Consider the following 25404-nt stretch of genomic DNA (forward strand, 5'->3'; position numbering starts at 1 on the left):
CTGCCGCGCGGCGGCGCTGGCTATACTTCCGCCGGACCCGCGGCGACGTCGCGCACGCCGCCGCACCCTCAACGTTCCGGAGCCTTATGCGCACCGTCCTGGTGATCGACGACAACCCCGCGGTCGGCACCGCGCTGGACCTGCTGTTCGGCCTGCGCGAGATCCGCGTGCTCACCGCGCAATCGCCGGAGGACGGCCTGCAGGCGCTGGAACGCGAGCAGATCGGCCTGGTGATCCAGGACATGAACTTCAGCGCCGACACCACCTCGGGCGAGGAAGGTGTGGCGCTGTTCCGCGCCATCCGCGCGCGCCACCCCGACCTGCCGATCATCCTGCTCACCGCCTGGACCCACCTGGACATCGCGGTCGATCTGGCCAAGGCCGGCGCCGCCGATTACCTGGCCAAGCCCTGGGACGACCAGAAGCTGCTGGCCAGCGTCGAGAACCTGCTGGAGCTGTCGGCGAGCACGCGCGAAGTCGCGCGCCTGCACGACCAGCGCAAGCGCGCGCACCGCGAACTCGAATCGCGCTACGACCTGCGCGGCCTGGTGTTCGCCTCCGAGGCGCTGGCGCGCGTGGTCGAGCTGGCCGGACATGTCGCGCGCGCCGACGTGCCGGTGCTGATCACCGGCCCCAACGGCGCCGGCAAGGAAAAGATCGCCGAGATCGTGCAGGCCAATTCCTCGGTCAAGTCCGGCCCCTTCGTGACGCTCAACTGCGGCGCGCTGCCGTCGGAACTGATCGAGGCCGAATTGTTCGGCGCCGACGCCGGCGCCTACACCGGCGCCAGCAAGGCGCGCGAAGGCAAGTTCGAAGCCGCCGATGGCGGCACCCTGTTCCTGGACGAGATCGGCAACCTGCCGCTGGCCGGCCAGATGAAGCTGCTGCGCGTGCTCGAGACCGGGCGCTTCGAACGCCTGGGCTCCAACCGCGAGCGCCAGGTCAAGGTGCGCGTGATCAGCGCCACCAACGCCGACCTGCCGGCGATGATCCGCGACGGCCGCTTCCGCGAAGACCTCTATTACCGCCTCAACACCATCGAAATCCACCTGCCCCCGCTGGGCGAGCGCTCGGACGACGTGCTGCCGCTGGCGCGCAAGTTCCTGCGCGAACTCGCAGCCGACGGCCGCAAGCGCCTGAGCGAGGACGCCGAGCACGCTCTGGTCGCGCACGCCTGGCCGGGTAACGTGCGCGAGCTGCGCAACACCCTGCAGCGCGCGGTCCTGCTGGCGCGCGGCGACGACATCGGCGCCGCCGATCTGGGCCTGCCGGCGGCCAATGCGAGCGTCGCGGCCTCCGGCGGCGACGAGCCCGACCGCGCCAGCATCGAGGCGGCGCTGGAACGCGCCGGTGGCGTACTCGCGCAGGCGGCGAGCGAACTGGGCCTGTCGCGTCAGGCCTTGTATCGCCGGCTCGACCGGCTCGGCATAAAACGGGACTGAGGAGAACGCGATGCGCTGGTTGCGCCATCTGCCCTTGAGCCTGAGCTTCAGCGCGATCGCGCTGGCTTACCTGATCGTAGGCACCGCCCTGACCACCTGGCTGGGCACCCTGCTGTCGCAGCGCTGGATGGCGCCGGCGCTGGCGGTGGCGCTGTTGCTGCCGCTGTTGGTCTACCACGTGCGCCGCGCGTTCGCGCCGATGAACTCGCTGTTCCGCGCGCTCGCCGGCAGCGTCGCCAGCTACCGCGACGGCGACTACAGCTTCGGCCTGTCGTGGGCGGGCCGCGGCGAACTCGGCGAGCTGGTCGACAGCCATAACCTGCTCGGCGAGGCCCTGCGCGAACAGCGGCTGTCGCTGGTGCAGCGCGAACTGCTGCTGGACACGATGGTCCAGAACACGCCGGTGGCGATGCTGCTGGTCGATCCGAGCCGGCGCGTGGTCCACGCCAATCTGGCCGCCCGCAAAATGCTGGGCGAAGGCCGCCGGCTGGAAGGCCAGTCCTTCGAGGACCTGCTCGCGCGCGCGCCCGAGCCCGTGCGCGAAGCCTTCGATCGCGGCGGCGACGGCATGTTCACCGTCGGCGACGAGGACAACGAGGACATCTATCACCTCGCCCGGCGCATGTTCCGCCTCAACGGCCGCCACCACGAGCTGGTGCTGCTGCGCCAGCTCACCGCCGAGCTGCGCCGCCAGGAAGTGCAGACCTGGAAGAAGGTGATCCGGGTGATCAGCCACGAGCTCAACAACTCGCTGGCGCCGATCGCCTCGCTCGCCCACTCCGGCGCCGAGCTGGTGCGGCGCGGCCAATACGACAAGCTGCCGACCGCGCTGACCACCATCGAGGAACGCGCGCGCCATCTGGAAGGTTTCATCCGCGATTACGCGCGCTTCGCCAAGCTGCCGGCGCCGCGCCTGGAGGCGGTGGAGTGGTCGCGTTTTCTGGCCCAGCTGCGCAGCCAGGTCGACTTCGTCTACGACGGCCGCGCGCGCGGTCAGGAAGGCATCGTCCATTTCGACGCCGCGCAGATGGAGCAGAGCCTGCTCAACCTGCTCAAGAACGCGCACGAGTCCGGCTCCAAGCCCGAGGAAGTGCGCCTGGTGCTGCGGCGCACGCCCGACGCCTGGCGTATCGACGTGCTCGACCGCGGCACCGGCATGAACGAGGCGGTGCTCGCGAACGCGCTGTTGCCGTTCTACTCGACCAAGCGCAACGGCACCGGCCTGGGCCTGGCCCTGGCGCGCGAAATCGCCGAAGCCCACGGCGGCCGCATCGCCCTGCTCAACCGCGAAGGCGGCGGCTTGTGCGTGTCGATGTTGATTCCGGATTGAGCGTGGTTTCGTCGCCTACGCCCCCATCCCCCTGTTTTGAGTTCCCCCCTTTGAAAAAGGGGGGCCAGGGGGGATTTGCTTTTGCCTTGTACGAACCAGCAACAGCAACAGCAACAGCAAATCCCCCCTAGCCCCCCCTTTTTTAAAGGGGGGGACTGTTCGCGGAGGGGGGAGGTACTTCGAGTGATTGGAGGCTAACCTCCAACTACCCACGCGGGCGGCTGCAGGATGCCGGCCCTCAAGCCTTAGGCTTCTTCACCGGCCGCTGCCAGCCGTCGATCGTGACTTGGCGCGCGCGCGCGACGGTGAGCTTGCCTTCCGGCGCGTTCTTGCCGATCACCGAGCCGGCGCCGATGGTCGCGCCCGCGCCGATGGTCACCGGCGCCACCAAGGCCGAGTTGGAACCGATGAAGGCGCCATCCTCGATCACGGTGACCGATTTGTTGACGCCGTCGTAGTTGCAGGTGATGGTGCCCGCGCCGACGTTCACGCCGCTGCCGATGGTCGCGTCGCCGAGGTAAGCCAGATGATTGGCTTTGCTGCTCACGCCCAGGCGCGCGTTCTTGGTTTCCACGAAGTTGCCGACGTGCACGCCGTCGGCGAGCACGGTGCCCGGACGCAGGCGCGAGTACGGGCCGATCTGGGCCGCGCCCTCGACCACCACGCCGTCCAGGTCGCAATGCGCGCGTACTTCGGTGCCCGGCCCCAGCGTCACGTCCTTGAGCCGGCAGAACGGGCCGATGCGCACGCCGTCGGCGAGCTCCACGCGGCCCTCCAGGATCACGTCGACATCGATCTCGACGTCGCGGCCGACGCTGACTACGCCGCGCTGATCGAAACGGGTCGGATCGGCCAGGCGCGCGCCCTGCTCGCACAGCGCGCGCGCGGCGCGGCGCTGGAACGCGCGCTCCATCTGCGCCAGCTGCCAGGGGTCGTTGACGCCCTCGACCTCCAGCGGATCGCTCACGTGCACCATCTCGGCGGCGCTGAATTCTGCGGCGGCGGCGGCGAAGACGTCGGTGAGGTAGTACTCGCCCTGGGCGTTGTCGTTGCCCAGGCTCTGCAGCCAGCGCCGCAAGGGCTCGCCGTCGCAGACCAGGATGCCAGTGTTGACGGTGCGGATCTCGCGTTGCGCCTCGTCGGCGTCCTTGTGCTCGACGATCTGGCCGACCCGGCCTTCGGCGTCGCGCACGATGCGGCCATAGCCGGTGGGATCGATCAGGTCGGCGACCAGCACCGCCAGCCGGCCCGGTGCGTCCAGCAGGCGCTGCAAGGTCGCGGGCGTGGTCAGCGGCACGTCGCCGTACAGCACCAGCACGCGCGCATCCTGTGGCACGCCCGGCATCGCCTGCTGCACCGCGTGGCCGGTGCCCAGGCGCTGCGCCTGTTCGGCCCAGTGCAGGTCCGGCTGATCGGCGAAGGCCGCGCGCACCTGCTCGCCGCCATGCCCGTAGACCACGTGGATGCCGGCCGAATCCAGAGCGCGCGCGGTCGCGATCACGTGCGCGAGCATCGGCCGTCCGCCGATTTTCTGCAGCACCTTGGCGGTGTCGGACTTCATGCGCTTGCCCTCGCCGGCGGCGAGAATGACGACATGCAGGGGTGCGGCCATGCGGACTCCGGGAGGCGATTACGCGTTCAGTGAACAGTGATTCTAGCCGCGCCGGCCCTGCTAGGATGCGGCGGTGCCGAATCCGACCCCGCGCCATTCACGCCACCGCCCATCGGCGCGCCGCCGTCCGCGGAGCCGCGCCGGATGAGCCTGGGTCGTCAGGGCCGCCACTACCTCATCATCGGCCTGATCCAATGGCTGCTGGATTGGGGGGTGATGGTCGCGCTCAGCCACGCCGGCATGGCGGTGGAACCGGCCAACATCGCCGGCCGCGTCAGCGGCGCCCTGCTCGGCTTCTGGCTCAACGGCCGCATCACCTTCGCCGGCGACGACACCCGCGTCGGCCGCCGTCAGTTCGGCCGTTTCCTGGGCATGTGGATCGCGACCACCCTGGCCAGCACCTGGGCCATGGGCGCGATCGACGACGCGGTCGGCCTGACCTGGACCTGGCTGGCCAAGCCCGCGGTGGAGCTGGTGCTGGGCGCGATCGGCTTCCTGCTGTCGCGGTACTGGATCTATCGCCGCTGACCGGGCTTCGGGGCAGCAGCGGCATCCCACAGGGATTTCCTTCGGTCATAAGCCGCGACCCTGCCTCGCATTCGCGGGCTCTTCGGCGACCGAGGTTTCGTGGTCGCGGCTCACGCCGCTCATCCCCCAGGACTGCCCAAAACAAAAACGCCGGCGCGAGGCCGGCGTTTCGTTCGCGACGCGGTGGCGCGCGATCAGTGCTTCATGTTCTTGCGCAGACGCTCCAGAGCGCTCAGCTGGGCAACGCTCATCGCCAGCTGCGCCTGAGCCTCTTCCGCGCTCATCTTCGGATCCTTCTTCGACAGGATGCGCTCGGCTTCTTCCTTGGCGGCGCGCACGGCGGCCTCGTCGATGTCCTGAGCGCGGATCGCGGTGTCGGCCAGCACGGTCACGACCTGCGGCTGCACTTCCAGGATGCCGCCGGACACGGCGAAGTCCAGGTGCTCGCCGTTGGGCAGGGTCACCACGACCTTGCCGGGCTTGAGACGCGTGATCAGCGGCGCGTGGCGCGGCGCGATGCCGAGCTCGCCGATTTCGCCGGTGGCGACCAGCAGCGTCGCTTCGCCGTGGAAGATTTCTTCCTCGGCGCTGACGATGTCGCAACGGAACGTAGTGGCCATGTTTCTCTCGCTTTGCTCGCTCGACGGGAATCGGGAATGGGGAATGAGGATTCGTCTAAAGCCGCGAGGGCTGACGTTCCGCTCTTACGATTCCCGATTCTTGACTCCCAATTTCCGAGACGCCGTCAGGCGTCTCAGCCCACGCCCATCTTCTTGGCCTTCTCGACCGCTTCCTCGATCGCGCCGACCATGTAGAACGCCTGCTCCGGCAGGTGGTCGTACTCGCCGTCGACGATGCCCTTGAAGCCGCGGATCGTGTCCTTCAGCGACACGTACTTGCCCGGCGCGCCGGTGAAGACTTCGGCCACGTGGAACGGCTGCGAGAAGAAACGCTCGATCTTGCGCGCGCGCGACACGGCCTGCTTGTCTTCTTCCGACAGCTCGTCCATGCCCAGGATCGCGATGATGTCCTTCAGTTCCTTGTACTTCTGCAGGGTCGACTGCACGCGACGCGCGGTGTCGTAGTGCTCGGCACCGATCACGTTCGGGTCGAGCTGACGCGAGGTCGAGTCCAGCGGATCCACGGCCGGATAGATGCCCAGCGACGCGATGTTACGGCTCAACACGACGGTGGCGTCGAGGTGGGCGAAGGTGGTCGCCGGCGACGGGTCGGTCAGGTCGTCCGCGGGCACGTACACGGCCTGGATCGAGGTGATCGAACCGGTCTTGGTCGAGGTGATGCGCTCCTGCAGGACGCCCATTTCCTCGGCCAGGGTCGGCTGGTAACCCACGGCCGACGGCATACGGCCCAGCAGCGCCGACACTTCGGTACCGGCCAGGGTGTAGCGGTAGATGTTGTCGACGAACAGCAGCACGTCCTTACCCTTGCCGGACGCGTCCTTCTCGTCGCGGAAGTACTCGGCCATGGTCAGGCCGGTCAGGGCCACGCGCAGACGGTTGCCCGGCGGCTCGTTCATCTGGCCGTACACCATCGCCACCTTGTCGAGGACGTTGGAGTCCTTCATCTCGTGGTAGAAGTCGTTGCCCTCGCGGGTACGCTCGCCCACGCCGGCGAACACGGACAGACCGCTGTGCGCCTTGGCGATGTTGTTGATGAGTTCCATCATGTTGACGGTCTTGCCCACGCCGGCGCCGCCGAACAGGCCGACCTTGCCGCCCTTCGCGAACGGGCACATCAGGTCGATGACCTTGATGCCGGTTTCGAGCAGGTCGTTGGCCGAGGACTGGTCCTCGTAGGACGGAGCCGAACGGTGGATTTCCCAATGATCGGTCGCCTGCACCGGGCCGGCTTCGTCGATCGGGTTGCCCAGCACGTCCATGATGCGGCCCAGGGTGCCCGCGCCCACCGGCACCGAGATCGCGTGACCGGTGTTGGTCGCGATCAGGTTGCGCTTGAGGCCGTCGGTCGAACCCAGCGCGATGGTACGCACGATGCCGTCGCCGAGCTGCTGCTGCACTTCCAGCGTGATTTCGGTGTTGGCGACCTTCAACGCGTCGTACACCTTCGGCACTTCCGCGCGCGCGAACTCGACGTCGACGACCGCACCGATGATCTGAACGATCTTGCCCTGGCTCATGGTTCTTTCCTCAGTAACTTAATGCTGCATGGCGGCCGCGACAGGCGTCCGCGTGTATGGTTTAGACCGCCGCGGCGCCGCCGACGATTTCGGAGATTTCCTGCGTGATCGCAGCCTGGCGCGCCTTGTTGTAGACCAGCTTCAGGGTGTCGATCAGCTTGCCGGCGTTATCGCTGGCCGCCTTCATCGCCACCATGCGGGCGGCGTGCTCGGACGCGACGTTCTCCAGCACCGCCTGGTACACCAGCGACTCGATGTAGCGCGTCAGCACGTGCTCCAGCACGGTCTTCGCATCGGGCTCGTAGATGTAGTCCCAGTCGTGGTGGGCGACCTGCGTTTCCGGCTCCGGCAGCGGCAGCAGCTGATCGAACGCCGCGCGCTGCGTCATGGTGTTGACGAAGTCGTTGTAGGACAGGAACACACGGTCGATGCTGCCGGCGCTGTACGCGTCCAGCATGACCTTGATCACGCCGACCAGCTGCTCCAGATGCGGCTTGTCGCCCAGGTGAGTCACCGAGGCCAGCATGTTGACCTTGATCCGGCGGAAGAACACCGAGGCCTTCTGGCCGATGGTGACCACGTCGACCTCGACGCCCTGCTCCTGCCACTTGCGCATTTCGCCCAGCAGCTTGCGGAACAGGTTGTTGTTGAGGCCGCCGGCCAGGCCGCGGTCGGAGGAGACGATGATGTAACCGACGCGCTTGGTTTCCTTACGCTCGATCATGTACGGATGCTGGTAATCGGAATTGGCCTGGGCCAGGTGACCGATCACCTGCTTCATCACCCGCGCGTACGGACGCGAGGTCTTCATGCGCTCCTGCGCCTTGCGGATCTTGGAGGCCGAGACCATCTCGAGCGCGCGCGTCACCTTGCGGGTGTTCTGCACGCTCTTGATCTTCGTCTTGATTTCGCGTCCGCCTGCCATTAACTCGCTCCGCTCGTGGGATTAGGGATTAGGGATTGGGGATTCGTACCAGAGGGTCGGGTTCGGCCTCGCCGAATCCCGAATCCCGTATCTCGAATCCCGGCCTTACTCACCAGGTCCCGGTCTGCTTGAACTCTTCGATGCCCTTCTTGAAGGCGCCTTCGATCTCGTCGTCCCACGCGCCGGTGGCGTTAATCTTGTTGATCAGTTCGCCTGCGGTGTTGGTGAAGTGGGCGTGCAGGGCTTCCTCGAACGCGCCGATCTTGGCGACCGGCACTTCGTCCATGTAACCCTTGTCCACCGCGTAGATCGACAGCGACTGCAGCGCGATCGACATCGGCGCGTACTGCTTCTGCTTCATCAGCTCGGTGACGCGCTGGCCGCGCTCGAGCTGCTTGCGGGTGGCTTCGTCCAGGTCCGAGGCGAACTGCGCGAACGCAGCCAACTCGCGGTACTGGGCCAGGGCGATACGGATGCCGCCCGACAGCTTCTTCACGATCTTGGTCTGGGCGGCGCCGCCGACGCGGGACACCGAGATACCGGCGTTCACGGCCGGACGGATACCGGCGTTGAACAGGTCGGTTTCCAGGAAGATCTGGCCGTCGGTGATCGAGATCACGTTGGTCGGCACGAACGCCGAGACGTCGCCGGCCTGGGTTTCGATGATCGGCAGCGCGGTCAGCGAACCGGTCTTGCCCTTCACCGCACCGTTGGTGAACTTCTCGACGTACTCCTCGGACACGCGCGCGGCGCGCTCGAGCAGACGGGAGTGCAGGTAGAACACGTCGCCCGGGTAGGCTTCGCGGCCCGGCGGACGCTTCAGCAGCAGCGAGATCTGGCGGTAGGCCACGGCCTGCTTGGACAGATCGTCGTACACGATCAGGGCGTCTTCGCCGCGGTCGAGGAAGTACTCGCCCATGGTGCAGCCGGAGTAGGGGCTGATGTACTGCATCGCGGCCGACTCGGACGCGGTGGCGGCGACCACGATGGTGTGGGCGAGCGCGCCGTTCTCTTCCAGCTTGCGCACGACGTTGGCGACCGAGCTGGCCTTCTGACCGATCGCGACGTACACGCACTTAATGCCGGTGCCCTTCTGGTTGATGATCGCGTCGATCGCCATCGCGGTCTTGCCGGTCTGGCGGTCGCCGATGATCAGCTCGCGCTGGCCGCGGCCGATCGGGATCATCGCGTCGACGGTCTTGTAGCCGGTCTGCACCGGCTGGTCGACCGACTTACGCCAGATCACGCCCGGCGCGACGCGCTCCACCGGCGCGGTCAGCTTGGCGTCGATCGGACCCTTGCCGTCGATCGGCTCGCCCAGGGCGTTGACCACGCGGCCGAGCAGCTCGTTGCCGACCGGCACTTCGAGGATGCGCGCGGTGGTCTTGGCCACGTCGCCTTCGCGCAGGTGCTCGTAGTCGCCCAGGACCACGGCGCCGACCGAGTCGCGCTCCAGGTTCAGGGCGAGTGCGAAGGTGTTGTTCGGCAGCTCGATCATTTCGCCCTGCATCACGTCGGCCAGGCCGTGGATGCGCACGATGCCGTCGGACACGGAGGTGACCGTGCCTTCGTTGCGCGCCTCGGCGGCCAGCTTGACCTTCTCGATGCGGGTCTTGATCAGTTCGCTGATTTCGGACGGGTTGAGCTGCGTGCTTGCCATGGGTGGTTCCCTTGTGCCCGGCGATACCGCCGGATTTGCAATTAAGTTCGTTCTGGTCGCCGGTCAGCCCGCGAGAGCGGTCTGCAGGCGCGCGAGCTTGCCCTTGAGCGAGCCATCGATGACCACATCGCCCGCGTCGATCACCGCGCCGCCGATCAGCGACGCGTCGACCGCGGTCTCGATCTCGACTTCGCGGCCGAAGCGCTTGGTCAGCGCGGCCTTGATCGACTCGAGCTCGGCGGCCGGCAGTTCGCTGGCGGCGGTGACGCGCGCCTTGACGATGCGTTCGGCTTCCGCGCGCAGTTCCTCGAACATGCCCGCGATCTCCGGCAGCAAGCTCAGCCGGCGGTTGTCCGCGAGCAGGCCGAGGAAGCGCAGGTAGGCTTCGTCGGCGCCATCGATCGCGATCAGGCCGACGGCGTCGGCCGACGACAGGCGCGGGTGCGCGAGCAGTTCGTGCACCTGCGGGTCGGCGGCGATGCGCGCGGCCAGGGCGAGGCCCTGCGACCAGGCGGCGGAGCGACCGCCGTCGCGCGACAACGCGAACGCGGCGCGGGCGTACGGGCGGGCGAGTGTGAGGTTCTGGCTCATCAGCTTTGGGCTATCCGATCAGTGCGTTCGCGTCGCGCGCCGTTCAGAGCTGCGCGGCCAGATCGTCGAGCAGCGCCTTGTGGGCGTTGGCGTCGATCTCGCGCTTGAGCAGCTTCTCGGCACCGCTGACGGCCAGCGTCGACACCTGCTTGCGCAGGTCCTCGCGGGCACGCGTGGCGGCGGCGACGATTTCGGCATCCGCCAACGCCTTCTGGCGCGTGGCTTCGACGACGGCATCGGTCTTGGCCTGGTCGATGATCTGATTGGCGCGCTGATGCGCCTGATCGATGATCTCGTTGGCCTTGGTGCGAGCCTCGCGAAGTTCCGCATCCGCGCGCTCTTGCGCCTGGATGAGATCCTTCTGGCTACGCTCCGCCGCGGCCAGGCCTTCGGCGATCTTCTTTTGGCGTTCTTCGATGGCCGCGTTCAGCGGCGGCCAAATGAACTTCATCGTGAACCAGACGAGGATCGCGAAGGAGAGCATCTGGCCGAAGAAAGTCATGTTGGGATTCATGACGGGTCCTCGACGTAGTCGTACTGGAGCCGGCCGAGTGGCCGGCCCGTGTGCCCGATTCGCGCGTTGGCGCGCGAACCGGCCCGGATCAGGCCTGGAGGACGCTGATCAGCGGGTTGGCGAACGCGAAGAACAGCGCCACGGCGAGACCGATGATGAACGCGGCGTCGATCAGACCGGCGAGCAGGAACATACGGCCCTGCAGCATCGGGACCAGCTCCGGCTGGCGAGCGGCGGATTCGAGGAACTTCGAACCCATGATCGCGATGCCGAGGCAAGCGCCCAGAGCGCCGAGACCGATGATGATGCCGATCGCGATCGCGGTCAGACCCTGAACGTTGGCGATGAACTCCATGGTGCTTCTCCTGGTAGAGGTAGTGCTAAACGGTGAAGGGAAAACGAATTGGGGGTGCAGCTGGGTGACGCGGCTTGAATCAATGGCTTTCGCGGGCGCCTGCGATGTAGACGACCGTGAGGATCATGAAGATGAAGGCCTGCAGCAGGATGATCAGGATGTGGAAGATCGCCCAGGCCGCGTTGGCGATGATGCCGGGGACGATGGTGTAGATGCTTCCCATCAGGCCGGCGATCAGCATGAACACCAACTCGCCGCCGTACATGTTGCCGAACAGTCGCATCGCCAACGAAACCGGCTTGACCAGCCACTCGATGACGTTCATCACCAGGTTGACCGGGACCAGCACGATCTTCATGAAGCCGTGGGCGTGGAACGGCGCGGTCAGCAGCTCCTTGCCGAAGCCCAGCGCGCCCTTGGCCGAGACCGCATGACCGATCAGGATGAAGAACACCGAGGCCGACAGCGCGAACGTGGTGTTGAGGTCGGCGGTGGGAACGGCGCGGAAATAAGTGTGGTGCGCGGCTTCGGCGCCGGCGGTGGTGTGGACCAGCCAGCCGAACAGATCCAGCGGCAGCAGGTCCATCGTGTTCATGAACACGACCCACATGAAGATGGTCAGCGCCAGCGGCGTGACCGAACGGCGGTCGCCGTGGAAGGTGTCCTTCACCTGGCCGTCGATGAACTCGACGATCATCTCGACGAAGGCCTGGCCCTTGCTGGGAACGCCGGCGGTGGCCTTGCGAGCCGCCAGACCGAACCACAGCACGAACACCAAGCCCAGCACCAGAGCGACGATCCACGAGTCGAAATGGAACTGCCCCCCGAACACCTCCGTGGTGTTGTGGGTCAGGTGGTGCTTGATGTATTCGTTCAGGCCGCCCGAACCGGTCTGTTCACTCACGAAAAGACACCTATCGTTTCAAAAGATTGGCCAGTACGAAGGCCAGCGTCGCCGCGAGCACCCCGACCAGCATTGGCAGCGGCGGCAACCGAAGCACGGCCAGACCCAGCCCGAGCATCAAGAACACCACCACCCACTTCAGCATGACTCCAGCCAGCAAGCGGCCTATGGCCGCGCCGGCCGGCTGCACGCCGCCCCCTAGCGCCATCCAGGCCGCCACCACTGCACCCGCGAAGACCGCGCCTCCGCCGACCGCGCCCGCTAGCGCATGTCGCGCACCGAGGGGGAGGAAGGCCAGCGCGGTCAGCGCCGTCGCGCCGGCTTGCCAGGCAATCGCGCGCGACGCCAGCCGGCGGCCCGTGGACAATGGATCGTGCACGCGGGTCTCGTCGGTCTGGGGTAGGCGCAAAGCGCCCGGTAGAGCCGCAAAAGTATAGAACGCGTAAGCGTTTCGGGCAACCGCCGGGCGTCACGGCCGCGTGCGGCGCGGTGCCCGGGGTGAGGACGGCTTCGATGCGTCTTCGGTCCATGCGCAACACTGTGCGCGCGCGGCGTAGGTCATTGAATTACCTGGGAGGTCAAGTCCGCGGCGCGGACCCTTGGGCGTGAAAACGTGATAGCCGACGACTATCGAAGCGAGCGCGTCTATCGATTTGACTTCGCAATTCGGGCGTGCACAATTGAGAATAATTCTCATTTAGTGACCGCCATCATGGGCAAGACCGTAAGCTTCGCCTGCGTGCATTTCACCGTCGCCTTCCTGGTCGGCTATCTGATGACCGGCAGCGTTTGGGTCGGCGGCGCCCTGGCCCTGGTCGAACCGGCCTGCAATACCGTGGCTTTCCACCTCCACGAGAAGGTCTGGAAGCGGATCGAGCGCCGCCGGGCCGAGGCCGAGGCCGCCGCGCTGGCGACCTGAAAAGTCGCGGAACCTTTCCGCCCGACCCCGGTCAGTCTTATAGAACGCCCCCCGCCACTCTCTCCTCGTCAATGGCAAAAGCAGCGGTGGGCCCCCCGAAGCCCCGGCCCCGGCCGGGGCTTCGCCTTTTGTGACGCTCATCGCGTTTCCGGCCTTCGCCACTTTGAATCGCGCGATTCAAACGCGCGCTTTCACGGTCGTTGCACCCGCCGTTCGGCATTGATGTGGTTGTCGTGCACTTTTGTTGTGCCGCACGGCCCATCCCCCGATCCGGAGTGCGACTAGTGAATCCCAAGACCCTGCCCCTGACGCTCGCGCTGGCCGCGACCGGCGTCGTATTCGCGCTGCCAGCGCATGCCATCGAAGACGACCGTTTCACCCTGCGCCTGGGCGCGATGCAAGTGGACGCGCAAAGCGAACTGCGCGGCAGCACCGTGTTCGCCGGCCAGCCGTTCGAGTTCAGCGAGGACTTCGATTTCGGCGGCGACGAAGTGGTGCCGCGCCTGGAAGGCCAGTTCCGCTTCAGCGAGCGCAATCGTCTGCTGTTCAACTATTTCGGCTACGACAAGGACCGCCGCGCGACGCTGGGCCAGGACCTGTCGTTCGACAACGTGACCATCCCCGCCGGCAGCTTCGCCAAGGCCAAGGCCAAGTTCGAACTGGCCAGCGTGGTCTACGACTACGCGGTGGTCGAAACCGACACCGTCAGCCTCGGCCTGCAGCTGGGCGTCGAGTACGCCAAGCTCGAAGGCAAGCTGTACGCCGAGTCCGGCGTCAACACCTACGAATCGCGCTCCAGCGACGACGGCTACGCGCCGGTGGTCGGCGCGCGCCTGACCGTGGCGCCGAACGAGCACTGGCGCTTCGTCGCCCAGGGCCAGTACCTGGACGCGAGCTGGGGCAACTTCGACGACTACGAAGGCGACCTCAGCCGCGCCAACGCCCTGGTCGAATACCGCTTCACGCCCAACGTCGGCGTATTCGTCGGCTACGACTGGTTCAAGCTGGACGTGGACCAGCGCGGCAGCGACGGCGTGCTAGGCCTGGACCAGCGCTTCAAAGGCCCGATGGCGGGCGTGACGTTCGCGTTCTGATCGGCGAATCGGCCTAACGGTTGCGGTTGCGGTTGCGGTTGCGGTTGCCGTTGCCGTTGCCGTTGCCGTTGCCGTTGCCGCGGCATTGAAGCCCCAAAGCCCCGCACTCACACGACCAACCGTAGACCCGAAGGGCGGCGCGCAGGACGCGCGCCGTTTTTCGAATGGACAGGGATGTCCATTCGAAAATCTTTGGTTACTTTTGACCGAAGGGAATCCAGACGGACTCTTGGGCTAGCAAGAGAAAGTGACCCGCATGCGCAGCAGGCGGAAGCCTTTGACCTTCGTGAAGAGCACACGCAAAGCAAAGCCAAAGCAAATCCTCCCCAACCCTCCTTTGATAAAGGAGGGAGCTAAAGAGCTAGGAACTAGGAGCTAAGAGCTAAGAGCTAAGAGCTAAGAGCTAAGAGCTTAGGAGCAAGTGGTCGGCGTTCGGTCGTGTACGACCCTGCGGTTCGCAAGCCGCACGGCTTTACCCTTTGATGAAGGAGGGAATCAAAGGCGAAGGCGGACTTGCGTGCGAGTGCACGCTAAAGACACTGGATGTTCGACTCCGCCAAACTAAAGCGGAGCCCGCTTTCGGGGTATGACGAGCCAGAACAAGGCCCCTACACCTGAGCGCTTGCGGTAGAACGCAAAGGCACAGCCGCCAACCTTCGCGGCACGACGAACGACGCGAAGAGCGAGAGCCGTTGCGCTTGCGGTGCCGCCGCCCTCACCCTAGCCCTCTCCCGCAAGCGGAAGAGGGAACGGATGGGCGCGATTACGCCTTCTTCTTCGGAATGTAGAGATCCGTGATCGTGCCCTCGTACACCTCCGCCGCCATCGCCACCGACTCGCTAAGCGTCGGATGCGGATGGATGGTGTGCCCGATGTCGGACGCCTCGCACCCCATCTCGATGGCCAAGGCCAACTCCGAGATCAGATCGCCCGCGTGCACGCCGACGATGCCGGCGCCGATCACCCGGTGGGTGGCCTCGTCGAAGATCAACTTGGTGAAACCCTCGCTGCGGCCCAGGCCCAACGCGCGCGCGCTCGCGGCCCACGGGAACTTGCCGACGCCGATCTTGAGCCCCTTGGCCTTGGCTTCGGTCTCGGTGACACCGACCCAGGCGATTTCCGGATCGGTGTAGGCCACCGACGGAATCGCCCGCGCCACCCATTCCTTCTTCTCGCCGGCGGCGACTTCGGCCGCGAGCTTGCCCTCGTGGGTGGCCTTGTGCGCGAGCATCGGATTACCGACCAGGTCGCCGATCGCGAAGATGTGCGGCACGTTGGTGCGCATCTGCCGATCGACCGGAATGAAGCCGCGCTCGGTGACCTGCACGCCGGCCTTGTCGGCGTCCAGCTTGCCGCCGTTGGGTGCGCGGCCCACCGCGACCAGCACGCGATCGAACAGCTGCGCCTCGGGCGCGCTACCGCCCGCGACCGCGGGTTCGAACGACACCTTGAGGCCCTGCTTGCTCGCCTCGGTGCCGGCGGCCTTGACCTTGAGATGCACGGCCACGCCCTGCTTCTTGATGCGATCGGCCAGCGGCTTGACCAGGTCCGGATCCGCGCCCGGCATCAGCTGGTCCATGAACTCGACCACGGTGACTTCGCTGCCCAGGGCGCGATAGACCGTGGCCATTTCCAGGCCGATGATGCCGCCGCCGACGACCAGCAGCTTCTTCGGCACCTCCGCCAGTTCCAGCGCGTCGGTGGAATCCATCACGCGCGGGTCGTCCCAGGGGAAGCCCGGCAGCTTCACCGCCTGCGAACCGGCGGCGATGATGCATTGCTCGAAACGGATCAGCTGAGTGCCGCTCTCGCCCTGCACTTCCAATTCGTTGGGCGAGACGAAACGGCCGGTGCCGGTGACCACGCGCACCTTGCGCTGCTTGGCCATGCCGGCCAGGCCCTTGGTGAACTGGCCGACCACCTTGTTCTGCTTGAAATCGCGCAGCTTGCCCAGGTCGATCTTGGGCGTGCCGAAATCCAGGCCGATGTCGGCCGAATGCGAGGTCTCGTCGATCAGCGCGGCCGCGTGCAGCAGGGCCTTGGACGGAATGCAGCCGACGTTGAGGCAGACGCCGCCGAGGGTGGCGTAGCGCTCGACCAGCACCGTATCCAGGCCCAGGTCGGCGGCGCGGAAGGCGGCGGTGTAGCCGCCGGGGCCGGAACCGAGCACCAGCATGCGGCATTCGACGTCGGCCTTGCGGCCGCTGGACGCGGCGGCGCTAGGCGCTGGCGTCGCGGGCGCGGCAGCCACAGCCGGCGCGCTCGGCGCGGGCGCGGCTTCGGCGGCCTTCGCCGGTGCAGGCGCGGCCGCGGCGGGCGCAGCCTTGGCCTCACTCTCGCCAGCGGCTTCCAGTATCGCGATCACGGTGCCCTCGGCGACCTTGTCGCCGAGCTTGACGCTGATCGACTTGATCACGCCGTCGGCCGACGAGGGCACTTCCATCGTCGCCTTGTCCGACTCCAGCGTGACCAGCCCCTGGTCCTTTTTCACCGTATCGCCGACGGCGACCAGCAACTCGATGACCGGTACGTCGTCGTAACCGCCGATATCCGGGACTTTGACTTCAATCGTTGCCATTCGCTACTCCCGCGCCGGCGGCGGCATTGCCGGCCAGCCATTGGTCCAGTTCGTCCAGTTGCGCCGACAGTTCGGTCCAGCGGCGCGCGCGCCGCTCGTTGCCGTCGTCGGTCGCCTTGATCAACAGTTCGCTTTGCCGCATCAGCAGTTCGCCGGCGCCGCACTCGGGCAGCAGGCCGCTCACGCGCATGCCGTCGACCATGAACAGCAGGGTGTCCTCGTCGTGGAAGCCCGCGGCGCGGTCCTCAGGCACGGTCGCGCTCAGCGCGCGCCGCCAGTCGGCGACCATGCGCTTGGCCAGCGCGGCCGGCATCGGCACTTCGGCGACTTCCGGCTCCTGGTCCACGCGCATGCGCAGGGCGCCGCCGCTCCAGGAGGCGACGCGGTCGTCGGCTTCGGCGTAGCGCAGGCGCCAATCGGCGTCGCCCTGGCCCGGGATCAGCAGCAGACCGCTCTCGGTGCTGTAGCGCGGCAGGGTGGTCAGGCTGAGCGTGGGCGCGGCGCCGGCCGCGAACAGGCGTTCGACCGCGCTGCCGTGGTTCTCGGTCGCCGGCGGCCAGCCTCGGCCGAGCTCGGGTTTGCACTCGTCGGCGGCGCGCGCCAGCGGCGCGGCCAGCAACAGCGCGGTGATCGCTAACGCGAAAGCGGAAACACAGAAGGCGCGGGAGTCGCTCATGAGGCCTGTCGGGATCCTGGGTTCAGGGCGTGGTCGGGGGAATCACGGTGTTCTGGTCGTACACCAGGCGCCAGCCATCGGACTCCTTCGCGAATACCAGGCTGAGCCAGGCCTCGCGTCGGGTCAGGTAGGCGCCGTCGGGCTGCCGGGTCTGCGATTCGTACTTCACCAACGCGACCCCGACATCGCCGAGTTCGCGCACCGAATGGGTCTGGAAACGCATGCGCCAGTCCTGTTCGGCGAACCAGTCGACGTGCAGCTGGCGGAACTGCTCGCGGGTCTCGAGCACCTGACCGTTGGGCAGGATCAGGGTGAGCTTGTCGCCGCGGGTGACCGTCGCCAGCAAGCCGTCGAGGTCGCGCGCGTTGATCGCGGTCAGGTGCGCGTCCAGCGTCGCCGACAGCGACTTGGGCGCTGCCGGCTCGGCGGCGGCGACCGCCGTCGACCACAGGCCGACGGCGAGCAGCAGCCCGATCGCGCAGTGGCGAAGTCGGATCGGCATGATCGCGCCCGGCGCCGCGCGGCCGCTTACAGCAGCACGCGCCGCATATCGCCCAGCAGCTGGCCGAGGTATGCGGTGAAGCGCGCGGCGGCGGCGCCGTCAATGACGCGGTGGTCGTAGGACAGCGACAGCGGCAGGATCAGGCGCGGCGCGAACTGCTTGCCGTCCCAGACCGGCTTGGTCGCCGACTTCGACACGCCCAGGATCGCGACTTCCGGCGCGTTGACGATCGGGGTGAACGCGGTGCCGCCGATGCCGCCCAGCGAGCTGATCGAGAAGCAGCCGCCGCTCATGTCGGCCGGGCCGAGCTTGCCTTCGCGCGCCTTGGCCGCGAGTTCGCCGGTTTCCTTGGCGATCTGCAGCACGCCCTTCTTGTCGCAGTCGCGCACCACCGGCACGACCAGGCCGTTCGGAGTGTCGGCGGCGAAGCCGATGTGGAAGTACTTCTTCAAGGTCAGGTTCTCGCCCGAGGCGTCGAGCGAGGCGTTGAAGGTCGGGTACTTCTGCAGCGCGGCCACGCTGGCCTTCATCAGGAACGCGAGCATGGTCAGCTTGAGGCCGGCCTTCTCGTTCTCCTTGTTCAGCGCCACCCGCAGCGCTTCCAGGTCGGTGATGTCGGCGTCGTCGTGCTGGGTGACGTGCGGGATCATCGCCCAGTTGCGCGCCAGGTTGGCGCCGGACAGCTTCTGGATGCGCGACAGCGGCTTGGTTTCGGTCTCGCCGAACTTGCTGAAGTCGACCTTGGGCCAGGGCAGCAGGTTGAGGCCGCCGCCGAGCGCGGGCGCGGCGCCCGCGCTGGCCGGCGCGCCACCGCCGCCCTGCATCACGCCCTTGACGAAGGACTGCACGTCCTCCTTGGAAATACGGCCGCCGCGCGCGCTGCCGGCGACGCGCGCCAGATCGACGCCGAGCTCGCGCGCGAACAGGCGCACCGCCGGGCTGGCGTAGGGCACCTTGTCCGGCAGCAGTTCGTCGGCGGTGAAGGCCACCGGCGGAGTACGCGGCGGCATGGCTTCGGGATCGGTGCCGGCACCGGCACCGGCCAGGGCGGCCGGCGCGGCGGGCGCAGCAGCGGCAGGTGCCGGAGCGGGCGCGGCAGCCGGCGCAGGCGCGGCCGGAGTCGGAGCGGCGGGCGCCTCGGCCTTCGGCGCTTCGGCGGCGGCCGGAGCCGCGGCGGCGGCGCCCTCGCTGGGCTCGATCAGGGCGACCACGCTGCCTTCGGCCAGGTTGTCGCCGATCTTGACCTTGAGCTCGCGCACGATGCCGGCGAACGGCGCCGGGACTTCCATGGTGGCCTTGTCGGATTCCAGGGTGACCAGCCCCTGGTCCTGCTGGACCGTGTCGCCGACCGCGACCAGCAATTCGATGACGGGGACGCCGTCGTAGTCGCCGATGTCGGGGACGCGTGCTTCCTTCAGCTCAGCCATGATCGTGGGGCTCCGCAAATGCGCGAAAACCCTATTGTGGCTGCTGGAGCCAGCCACGCCAACCGCGGCCTTTGGCGGCTTGCGCGTACGGGCGGGTACTGGGGCCGCGCGGGCACGCGGCCCGGTCGGGACCGGGCGGGCGCGACCGCGGCATTCGTGCCGAAAGGCAGCGCCGCAGGCGCGTCGAGGCCCGCCGCGCTTACTTCCTGGTCGTGACCTTGCTCCGCTCGGCCTTCGCGGTCATCAGGTTCAAGGGCTTGCCGTCGAGGCGGACTTCCAGCGAATCGTCGATCCGGTCCAGCTCGACCATGCGCCGGCACAGGCCCTCGGCACGCACTTCCAGCGCATCGGCGCGCGGTTTGACCTTGGCCTCGACCTGGGCGTCCAGGTTCTCCAGGCGCTTGAGCCGGGTCTCGTCGCCGCTGAAGGCCGCGCCGATCGCGCCGCCGACGATGTCGCCGATCAGGCTGGGGATCACCTCGGCCACGGCGTCGCCGATGCCCTCGCCCAAGTCCTTGCCGTTGAAGTGGGTCGGCGTGACCGAGCGCGCCAGGCGCGCGTCGATCTGGGCGCGCGCCTTGTCCATCTTGGCGCGCGCGGCCTTGGGATCGCTGCTGAAGCTGGCCGCGACCTCGCCCAGGGCGGTGAAGGCGATCTCGGCGGCCTCGCGCCCGATCTGCTGGGCCTCGGGCATGGCGGCGCGGGTCTGCTGCTCGAAATCGGCGATGCGGCGGCTGTCGGCCGCGCTCAGGCTCAGCCACTTGTCGTCCACGAACAGCCGGCCCTGGCGCATCACGATCGCCTTGGGGGAGCCGGTGTCGCGGGTGAAGATCACGCTGCGCTCGTTGAGGGTCAGCTCGTAATCGCTCTCGACGTTGCACTCGATCTCCGCGGCCCAGGCGCCGCCGCAGGACAAGGCCAGCAGGGTCAGCGCCAGCAGACGCGGCGCGAGGGAACGGGCGGGACGGATCTGGGCAGGGCGGCGCATCGTCGAACTCCATGTCGGGATGCGGCCATCATGCCGTGCGCGCGGCGGCGCGTCCCCTGCCGGTGGGGAGCGTGACCTTCGTCATGGCGCGGCGGAACGGCGCCCCGACATACGGCAGCGTTCATGGTCGGTTGCAAAGAGCCGCGCGCCGCGATTTCAAGACGATCATCGGTATGCGCGTGAGCGACGGCCTCCATACGGTTCGCGCTTCGGCCGATATTCAGCATCGCCGCGCGTCGCGGCTCCTTTCCATACGCAGCCCGCTGCGATGCGCTTTGCGCACAGCCGCGCCATGACCAGCACAGCGTTCGCGGCGTGCTCGTTCAGCCAGGAAGCGCCGCGCTCGGCGGCCCTTTCAAGTTCGGTTCATCACTGCGTGCACCGCCGCGCGACGGCGATCGCGACGCAGCGCGCGCAAAAGTTCCGAGCCGCGCGATCGCGAAACAAGCACGGTTCATGCGCGAAGTCCTAGCCTGCGCACGCCTCCCCCAAGGCTCACAAAAGAAACTTCAGGAGTCCACGCCATGATGCGTTTTCGTCATTTGACCCTCGCCCTGCTGGGCACTCTGGCCGTTGCCCCGGCCGCCTTCGCTCAGGACGCCGATACCGGCACCGCGGCCGGCAAGCGTTTCGCCGTCGTCGGCGGCTATGCCCTGTCCGAACCGACCAAGAACCCGTCGATCGCCGGCGCACGCGCCCAGGCCGACGGCGATGGCGCCGCCACCCTCAGCGCCAGCTACTACATCACCGACAACATCGCGGTCGAAGCCTGGGGCGCGGCCGACAAGTTCGGTCACCGCGTCAACCTCAACGGCGCCAAGGCCGGTAGCGTCGAGGCGCAGCCCTATGCCGTGAGCGGCCAGTACCACTTCGGCGCGCCGGACAAGGTCGTGCGTCCGTTCGTGGGCCTGGGCTACTACGAGTCCAACTACAGCGGCGAAAAGGCCGAGCCGACCGGCGCACTGGCCGGCCAGCGCATCGGCGTGGAAACCGCCAAGGGCGCGATGGCCACCGCCGGCGTCGACCTCAACATCAACCCGACCTGGTTCGCGCGCGCCGATGTGCGCTACCTGCAGGGCAAGTCCGACGCGCGCGTCAACGGCGTCAAGGTCGGCGAGGCCGAGTTGAACCCGGTGATCCTGGGCGTCGGCCTGGGTGCGCGCTTCTAAGGCCCGCACCGCCGCAAACAGCAACGCAGGCGGGCCCCGGCGACGGGGCCCGCCTTTTTCGTGGGCCGCCGTTGCTCCCCATCCACATCGGCCGCACATCCGCGTCGAAACCGGTCTTGGCGCACTGCTGCGCCCGCGCGGGCGTGGCTACACTCGCAGCTTCCCTCCCAGCCGAGTGCCGCCATGCGTCTACCCGCCCTGCTTGCCCTACTGCTGCTCGCGCTGCCCGGCGCCGATGCGTACGCGAACGACGCATCCGCCGCACCCAAGCGCATCGCGCTGCGCGCCGCGCGCCTGATCGACACCGCCCACCAGCGCGTGATCGAGCGGCCGCTGGTGCTGATCGAGGGCGAAAAGATCGTCGGCGTGTCCGGCGGCGGCGAGGCCCCAGCGGGGATGGAGCTGATCGACCTGGGCTCGGCCACCCTGTTGCCGGGCTTCATCGACCTGCACGTGCACATCACCGGCGACTCCACCAGCGGCACCGGCAACTATTTCGAGGACATCCTCAAGCGCAGCCCGATCGACGATGCGGTGACCGCGCATCTCTACGCCGAACGCACCCTGCATGCGGGCTTCACCACCGTGCGCAACGTCGGCTCGGGCGAGTACATCGACGTCGCCCTGGCGCGCGCGATCGAGCACGGCAAGCTGCAGGGCCCGCGCATCCTGCCCTCGGGCCTGGCGATCGGCGCCACCGGCGGCCACATCGACGGCAACACCGGCTTCTCGCCGTATCTGGAATTCCACAACGCCAGCGGCGTCGCCGACGGCGTCGAGGCGGTGCGCGCCAAGGTCCGCGACAACGTCAAGCACGGCGCCGAGGTGATCAAGTTCATGGCCGGCGCCGGCGTGCTCAGCGCGGAGGCGTCGGTGGGCGCGCCGCAGTACACCCAGGAAGAGATGAACGCGATCGTCGACGAGTCGCATCGCTGGGGCAAGCGCGTGGCCGCGCACGCCCACGGCGCCGAGGCGATCCGCATGGCGATCCTGGCCGGCGTCGACTCGGTCGAGCACGCCAGTTTCATCGACGACGAGGGCCTGCGCCTGGCCAAGCAGAAAGGCACCTGGCTGGTCATGGACGTCTACAACGACGACTACATCCTCGCCGAGTACGGGCGCCTGGGCTTTCCGCAGCAGATGATCGACAAGGAAAAGCTGGTCGGCCGCACCCAGCGCGAGAACTTCCGCAAAGCCGTGCGCGCGGGCGCGCGCATGGGCTTCGGCACCGATGCCGGCGTATATCCGCACGGCGACAACCGCAAGCAGTTCCCCAAGATGGTCGAATGGGGCATGACGCCGATGCAGGCGCTGCGCGCGGCGACCTCGGATGCCGCCGAACTGCTGGGCTGGTCGGACAAGGTCGGCGCGGTCGAAGCCGGCCGCTACGCCGACCTGGTCGCGGTGAGCGGAGATCCGCTCGCCGACATCCACGCCCTGGACGCGCAGCCCGTGTTCGTGATGAAGGGCGGCGAGGTGGTGGTGCGGGATGCGAAGGCGGTGGCGCCGTAAGGCTGGAGCGCCAAGAGCAAGTCCCCCCTAGCCCCCTTTTCAAAGGGAAACGACAACCGATCAAGGGCATGCTTGCCCTCCCCCTTTGAAAAAGGGGGATTGAGGGGGATTTGCTCTCACCGCCAACTAGCCCTTGCGGCTGGCCTCGTATAAGGCAGATGCACGGTTCTACCGAGGTCGAGACCACGATGGCCTCGATCTAATCCTGCACCAAGCTCATTCACCTGGCGCAAATCGACGAAGCCCTCTAGTACCAACGTTGCAGATGGCAACAAGCGGAGGTTCGACAGATGGGCACCACTGAAGATGCTTCTTATGGTGTCGGCCTGCAGGCGCAACCTCTTTGCCGAGGAAGGGCTTCGTATATTTTCAACGCTAACCTTCTTCACTTTGAGCCGTGGCACCTAAAGGACCAATGACAATGCTATTGAAACTTGACCGCTTAGCATTCCCGATGAAGACCGTTTTCACTCTCGCCGAGGAATTGAGGCGAAATCCCGAAAGGGTTGCTATCGCTCAAGCGCTGACGATGGATGCTTCAAAGCCGCTTATGGGGCTAAAGGGCACCTATGGCTTTTTCGGTTCAGAGGCATGGTGGCGCGGCATCGAGGAGCGCCGAACTCCGTTGCGTTATGAGGCGGGGAAAATTTCAAGAGCATACTGCGGCGGACAGGACCGTTCGGAGATCAACAACACCGTGGATTTGGTCACATCCGATGACCGGGTTATCCGGGTCGGAATTTTCACTAACGACGAGCAAGATATTGCGCTGTTCCGTGAAGGTAGTTGGGTTGAAGTGGTGCATGCCCTGGACGAGCTAAAGCGGCCAGCAAGAGATAGCTCCATCAACCATGTCGAAATCACTTTGGAAATGGCCGTGTCCTTCCGCCCAATTGATTAGCGTCGATGGGCATGAGGCCTCTTGCGAAAGTCGCCGACGTCTCTACCGCTAACCGCGGCAGCGGACCGATGGCAGTACTTGTTGGGTGGCCTGAATCACCAGTTCCGCTGGCACCACATAAATGTTGGCTTGTCCGTTCAACAGCCGGCCGCCGGCGTCCGCCTGCGCCGACGTGCGCATGCTCGCGAAGCGCAGTTCCATGCCGTCGGCGGTCAAGGACGGAGTGAAGTCCATGCCTGGCGCGTTGATCGGCGACGGCAGGCGCACCGCGGCGGACCAACCATCGCGGGTACGGCAAGTGGCGAACAGGTCCGCATCCGGGGATTCGCCGCGTTGACTCCAGAACACCGCCAGAGCGCCATTCGGCGACAGGGTGAAGTCGCCTTGGATCGTACCGTTGTTGAACGGCGCGCCCAGCGCCTGCGGCGCAGCGAAGCCGTCACCGTCCATGCGCGCCCGATAGATCGCCAACTTCGCAGGCCCACCCTTGCGCGAGCTATTGAAGTAGAGCCAGCCATCGTGCAGCTCGGGGCCTAGCTCCTCGCCCTCGCTGGCCAACGCAGCCAGATGCTCCGGTACGCCGAAACGCCCATCCTCCCGCACGACGCGCCAGATATCCAGGCTGGTATTCGGTGCCTCACCACTGACAGGGCGGTTGGAGACGAAATAGAGCACCCGGCCATCGGGCGTCAGCCAGGGATCGGAATCGCGGTAACGCGGATGGGTAAACGGCGCTACCGCCGCATCGCCCCAACCGCTGCCCTCCCGCGCCGCGAACCACACTCGGCTCTCCTTGAAGTTCGCCTCCGAGCGCGCGAACACCATCAGCGTCTGCGCGGCATCGGTGCTGAGGTTGTAGTCGTTACGCGTACTAGACAGCCACCCGGCGCCCGCCAGGCGGGCGACATCGGCCTGCGGCGATGGCAAGACCCGCTCCACGACAGGGGCCCCCTGCCCCTGTGTAGGCGCAGCCGGCTCGCTCGCAGCCATCGAAGGCGGTGCGCGATCCATCGGCGCACAGGCAGACGCCAACAGGCAAACCATCATCAGACCGCTAATTCTCACTGCACACTCCGCATGGATAGGGCAACCGGAAACGCCACGAACGACGCCGGGATCACTTGGGCTTGGGGTACCAAAGCGCATTCACGATGATCCAGCGCTCCTCGAACTTTCCCATATGGAAGTAGTCGACGAACCATGGCGTCTCCAGCCTCACCGACGCTGCGTTGCCGGTTACATCGAGCACGCGGCAACTGCGATCCCAACGTTCCTTCGGCGTCTTCAGGGCGCCGTTTCGGGTCAGCCCCACCAGCTCTTCCTTCGACATGCGCCGCAGGCCTAGCCGTTCGTACGGGGTATCGCCTATGACCGCGCGCTTGGCGAGGTCTGGATGCAAAGCGCGGGCGACCCGATCCGGATCGCCCGCGAGCTGACCGTCCGCATAATCGAAGCAAGTCGCCTCGATCGCGGCGCGAGTCGCCGGATCGATGTTCGTCGGGCCGGGAACCACCGCGGCAGCGGCCGCAATAACCAAGGAAAATGCCGACATAGAATCTCTTTCGCCCAGGGATACCGATCCACCGATTAGGCAGGTACGACGAGAGAAAGTCTCCAGC

General features: G+C 66.9%; 25 protein-coding genes. 8 read left to right on the top strand and 17 right to left on the bottom strand.

The window, feature by feature from the left end:
* Window positions 1–86 precede the first annotated feature (86 nt).
* Both ASE35_RS13440 and ASE35_RS13445 read left to right on the top strand, forming a co-directional pair.
* The gene (locus tag ASE35_RS13440) at window positions 87–1442 is read left to right on the top strand and encodes a sigma-54 dependent transcriptional regulator (protein WP_057164171.1); all 1356 of its coding nucleotides are present in this window, start codon (window positions 87–89) and stop codon (window positions 1440–1442) included.
* A gap of 10 nt (window positions 1443–1452) precedes the next feature.
* A complete protein-coding gene (locus ASE35_RS13445; RefSeq protein ID WP_057164172.1) occupies window positions 1453–2772 on the top strand; it encodes an ATP-binding protein in 1320 nt (439 codons plus the stop codon).
* A 238-nt stretch (window positions 2773–3010) separates the two neighbouring features.
* On the opposite strand, the gene glmU is transcribed toward ASE35_RS13445, so the two are convergent.
* Window positions 3011–4384, bottom strand: coding sequence for a bifunctional UDP-N-acetylglucosamine diphosphorylase/glucosamine-1-phosphate N-acetyltransferase GlmU (gene glmU, locus ASE35_RS13450; RefSeq protein ID WP_057164173.1), 1374 nt, complete (start codon window positions 4382–4384; stop codon window positions 3011–3013).
* A gap of 144 nt (window positions 4385–4528) precedes the next feature.
* Here glmU and ASE35_RS13455 point away from each other — a divergent pair, with 144 nt between their 5' ends.
* Window positions 4529–4912: a GtrA family protein gene (locus tag ASE35_RS13455; RefSeq protein WP_056180506.1), complete on the top strand. Its 384-nt coding sequence runs from the start codon at window positions 4529–4531 to the stop codon at window positions 4910–4912.
* 194 nt (window positions 4913–5106) lie between these two features.
* Here ASE35_RS13455 and ASE35_RS13460 read toward each other — a convergent pair whose 3' ends face one another.
* The 9 genes from ASE35_RS13460 to ASE35_RS13500 all read right to left on the bottom strand — a co-directional run bounded on the left by ASE35_RS13460 (window position 5107) and on the right by ASE35_RS13500 (window position 12398).
* Window positions 5107–5532 (bottom strand): F0F1 ATP synthase subunit epsilon, encoded by a 426-nt coding sequence (locus tag ASE35_RS13460; RefSeq protein WP_056180509.1) that lies wholly within the window; start codon window positions 5530–5532, stop codon window positions 5107–5109.
* A gap of 134 nt (window positions 5533–5666) precedes the next feature.
* On the bottom strand, window positions 5667–7070 hold the full coding sequence (gene atpD / locus ASE35_RS13465; protein WP_056180511.1) for a F0F1 ATP synthase subunit beta: 1404 nt from the start codon (window positions 7068–7070) through the stop codon (window positions 5667–5669).
* A 61-nt stretch (window positions 7071–7131) separates the two neighbouring features.
* Complete coding sequence (gene atpG, locus ASE35_RS13470; protein WP_057160949.1) at window positions 7132–7995, bottom strand: F0F1 ATP synthase subunit gamma; 864 nt, start codon at window positions 7993–7995, stop codon at window positions 7132–7134.
* Between the two features lie 109 nt (window positions 7996–8104).
* Window positions 8105–9655, bottom strand: coding sequence for a F0F1 ATP synthase subunit alpha (gene atpA / locus ASE35_RS13475; RefSeq protein ID WP_056180519.1), 1551 nt, complete (start codon window positions 9653–9655; stop codon window positions 8105–8107).
* A 63-nt stretch (window positions 9656–9718) separates the two neighbouring features.
* Complete coding sequence (locus ASE35_RS13480; RefSeq protein WP_056180522.1) at window positions 9719–10246, bottom strand: F0F1 ATP synthase subunit delta; 528 nt, start codon at window positions 10244–10246, stop codon at window positions 9719–9721.
* Window positions 10247–10289: 43 nt separating this feature from the next.
* Complete coding sequence (locus tag ASE35_RS13485; protein WP_056180526.1) at window positions 10290–10760, bottom strand: F0F1 ATP synthase subunit B; 471 nt, start codon at window positions 10758–10760, stop codon at window positions 10290–10292.
* Between the two features lie 88 nt (window positions 10761–10848).
* Window positions 10849–11115 (bottom strand): F0F1 ATP synthase subunit C, encoded by a 267-nt coding sequence (gene atpE, locus ASE35_RS13490; protein WP_056180531.1) that lies wholly within the window; start codon window positions 11113–11115, stop codon window positions 10849–10851.
* 79 nt (window positions 11116–11194) lie between these two features.
* On the bottom strand, window positions 11195–12019 hold the full coding sequence (gene atpB, locus ASE35_RS13495; protein ID WP_056180534.1) for a F0F1 ATP synthase subunit A: 825 nt from the start codon (window positions 12017–12019) through the stop codon (window positions 11195–11197).
* A gap of 10 nt (window positions 12020–12029) precedes the next feature.
* Window positions 12030–12398, bottom strand: coding sequence for a hypothetical protein (locus ASE35_RS13500; protein WP_082576590.1), 369 nt, complete (start codon window positions 12396–12398; stop codon window positions 12030–12032).
* A 321-nt stretch (window positions 12399–12719) separates the two neighbouring features.
* Between ASE35_RS13500 and ASE35_RS13505 the strand changes: the two genes are divergently transcribed.
* Window positions 12720–12938 carry a DUF2061 domain-containing protein gene (locus ASE35_RS13505; protein WP_200957028.1) on the top strand — a complete coding sequence of 73 codons (219 nt, stop codon included), beginning with the start codon at window positions 12720–12722 and terminating at the stop codon, window positions 12936–12938.
* A gap of 284 nt (window positions 12939–13222) precedes the next feature.
* Window positions 13223–14032, top strand: coding sequence for a YfaZ family protein (locus ASE35_RS13510; protein ID WP_235567247.1), 810 nt, complete (start codon window positions 13223–13225; stop codon window positions 14030–14032).
* A 763-nt stretch (window positions 14033–14795) separates the two neighbouring features.
* On the opposite strand, the gene lpdA is transcribed toward ASE35_RS13510, so the two are convergent.
* From lpdA to ASE35_RS13535, 5 genes are all read right to left on the bottom strand, one after another.
* Entirely contained in the window at window positions 14796–16610 is a 1815-nt protein-coding gene (lpdA, locus tag ASE35_RS13515; RefSeq protein ID WP_057164174.1) for a dihydrolipoyl dehydrogenase, read from the bottom strand.
* Window positions 16597–17286, bottom strand: a complete 690-nt coding sequence (locus ASE35_RS13520) for a hypothetical protein (protein WP_057164175.1) — start codon at window positions 17284–17286, stop codon at window positions 16597–16599. The genes lpdA and ASE35_RS13520 overlap by 14 nt, the downstream gene beginning before the upstream one ends.
* A gap of 22 nt (window positions 17287–17308) precedes the next feature.
* A complete protein-coding gene (locus ASE35_RS13525) occupies window positions 17309–17788 on the bottom strand; it encodes an SgcJ/EcaC family oxidoreductase (RefSeq protein WP_056180549.1) in 480 nt (159 codons plus the stop codon).
* 26 nt (window positions 17789–17814) lie between these two features.
* A complete protein-coding gene (gene aceF, locus ASE35_RS13530; RefSeq protein WP_082611271.1) occupies window positions 17815–19215 on the bottom strand; it encodes a dihydrolipoyllysine-residue acetyltransferase in 1401 nt (466 codons plus the stop codon).
* A gap of 199 nt (window positions 19216–19414) precedes the next feature.
* Complete coding sequence (locus ASE35_RS13535; protein WP_057164176.1) at window positions 19415–20203, bottom strand: DUF2884 family protein; 789 nt, start codon at window positions 20201–20203, stop codon at window positions 19415–19417.
* Between the two features lie 524 nt (window positions 20204–20727).
* Here ASE35_RS13535 and ASE35_RS13540 point away from each other — a divergent pair.
* The 3 genes from ASE35_RS13540 to ASE35_RS13550 all read left to right on the top strand — a co-directional run bounded on the left by ASE35_RS13540 (window position 20728) and on the right by ASE35_RS13550 (window position 23785).
* Entirely contained in the window at window positions 20728–21372 is a 645-nt protein-coding gene (locus ASE35_RS13540; RefSeq protein ID WP_057160954.1) for an OmpW family outer membrane protein, read from the top strand.
* 183 nt (window positions 21373–21555) lie between these two features.
* The gene (locus tag ASE35_RS13545; protein WP_057164177.1) at window positions 21556–22884 is read left to right on the top strand and encodes an amidohydrolase family protein; all 1329 of its coding nucleotides are present in this window, start codon (window positions 21556–21558) and stop codon (window positions 22882–22884) included.
* Window positions 22885–23338: 454 nt separating this feature from the next.
* Window positions 23339–23785 carry a hypothetical protein gene (locus tag ASE35_RS13550; protein ID WP_200957029.1) on the top strand — a complete coding sequence of 149 codons (447 nt, stop codon included), beginning with the start codon at window positions 23339–23341 and terminating at the stop codon, window positions 23783–23785.
* 48 nt (window positions 23786–23833) lie between these two features.
* Here ASE35_RS13550 and ASE35_RS13555 read toward each other — a convergent pair whose 3' ends face one another.
* Together ASE35_RS13555 and ASE35_RS13560 are read right to left on the bottom strand one after the other, a co-directional pair.
* Window positions 23834–24712, bottom strand: a complete 879-nt coding sequence (locus ASE35_RS13555; protein ID WP_057164178.1) for a PD40 domain-containing protein — start codon at window positions 24710–24712, stop codon at window positions 23834–23836.
* A 190-nt stretch (window positions 24713–24902) separates the two neighbouring features.
* Window positions 24903–25337: a nuclear transport factor 2 family protein gene (locus ASE35_RS13560; protein ID WP_057160957.1), complete on the bottom strand. Its 435-nt coding sequence runs from the start codon at window positions 25335–25337 to the stop codon at window positions 24903–24905.
* Window positions 25338–25404: the final 67 nt, after the last annotated feature.

The organism is Lysobacter sp. Root916, from assembly GCF_001429785.1.
Taxonomy (GTDB): domain Bacteria; phylum Pseudomonadota; class Gammaproteobacteria; order Xanthomonadales; family Xanthomonadaceae; genus Lysobacter.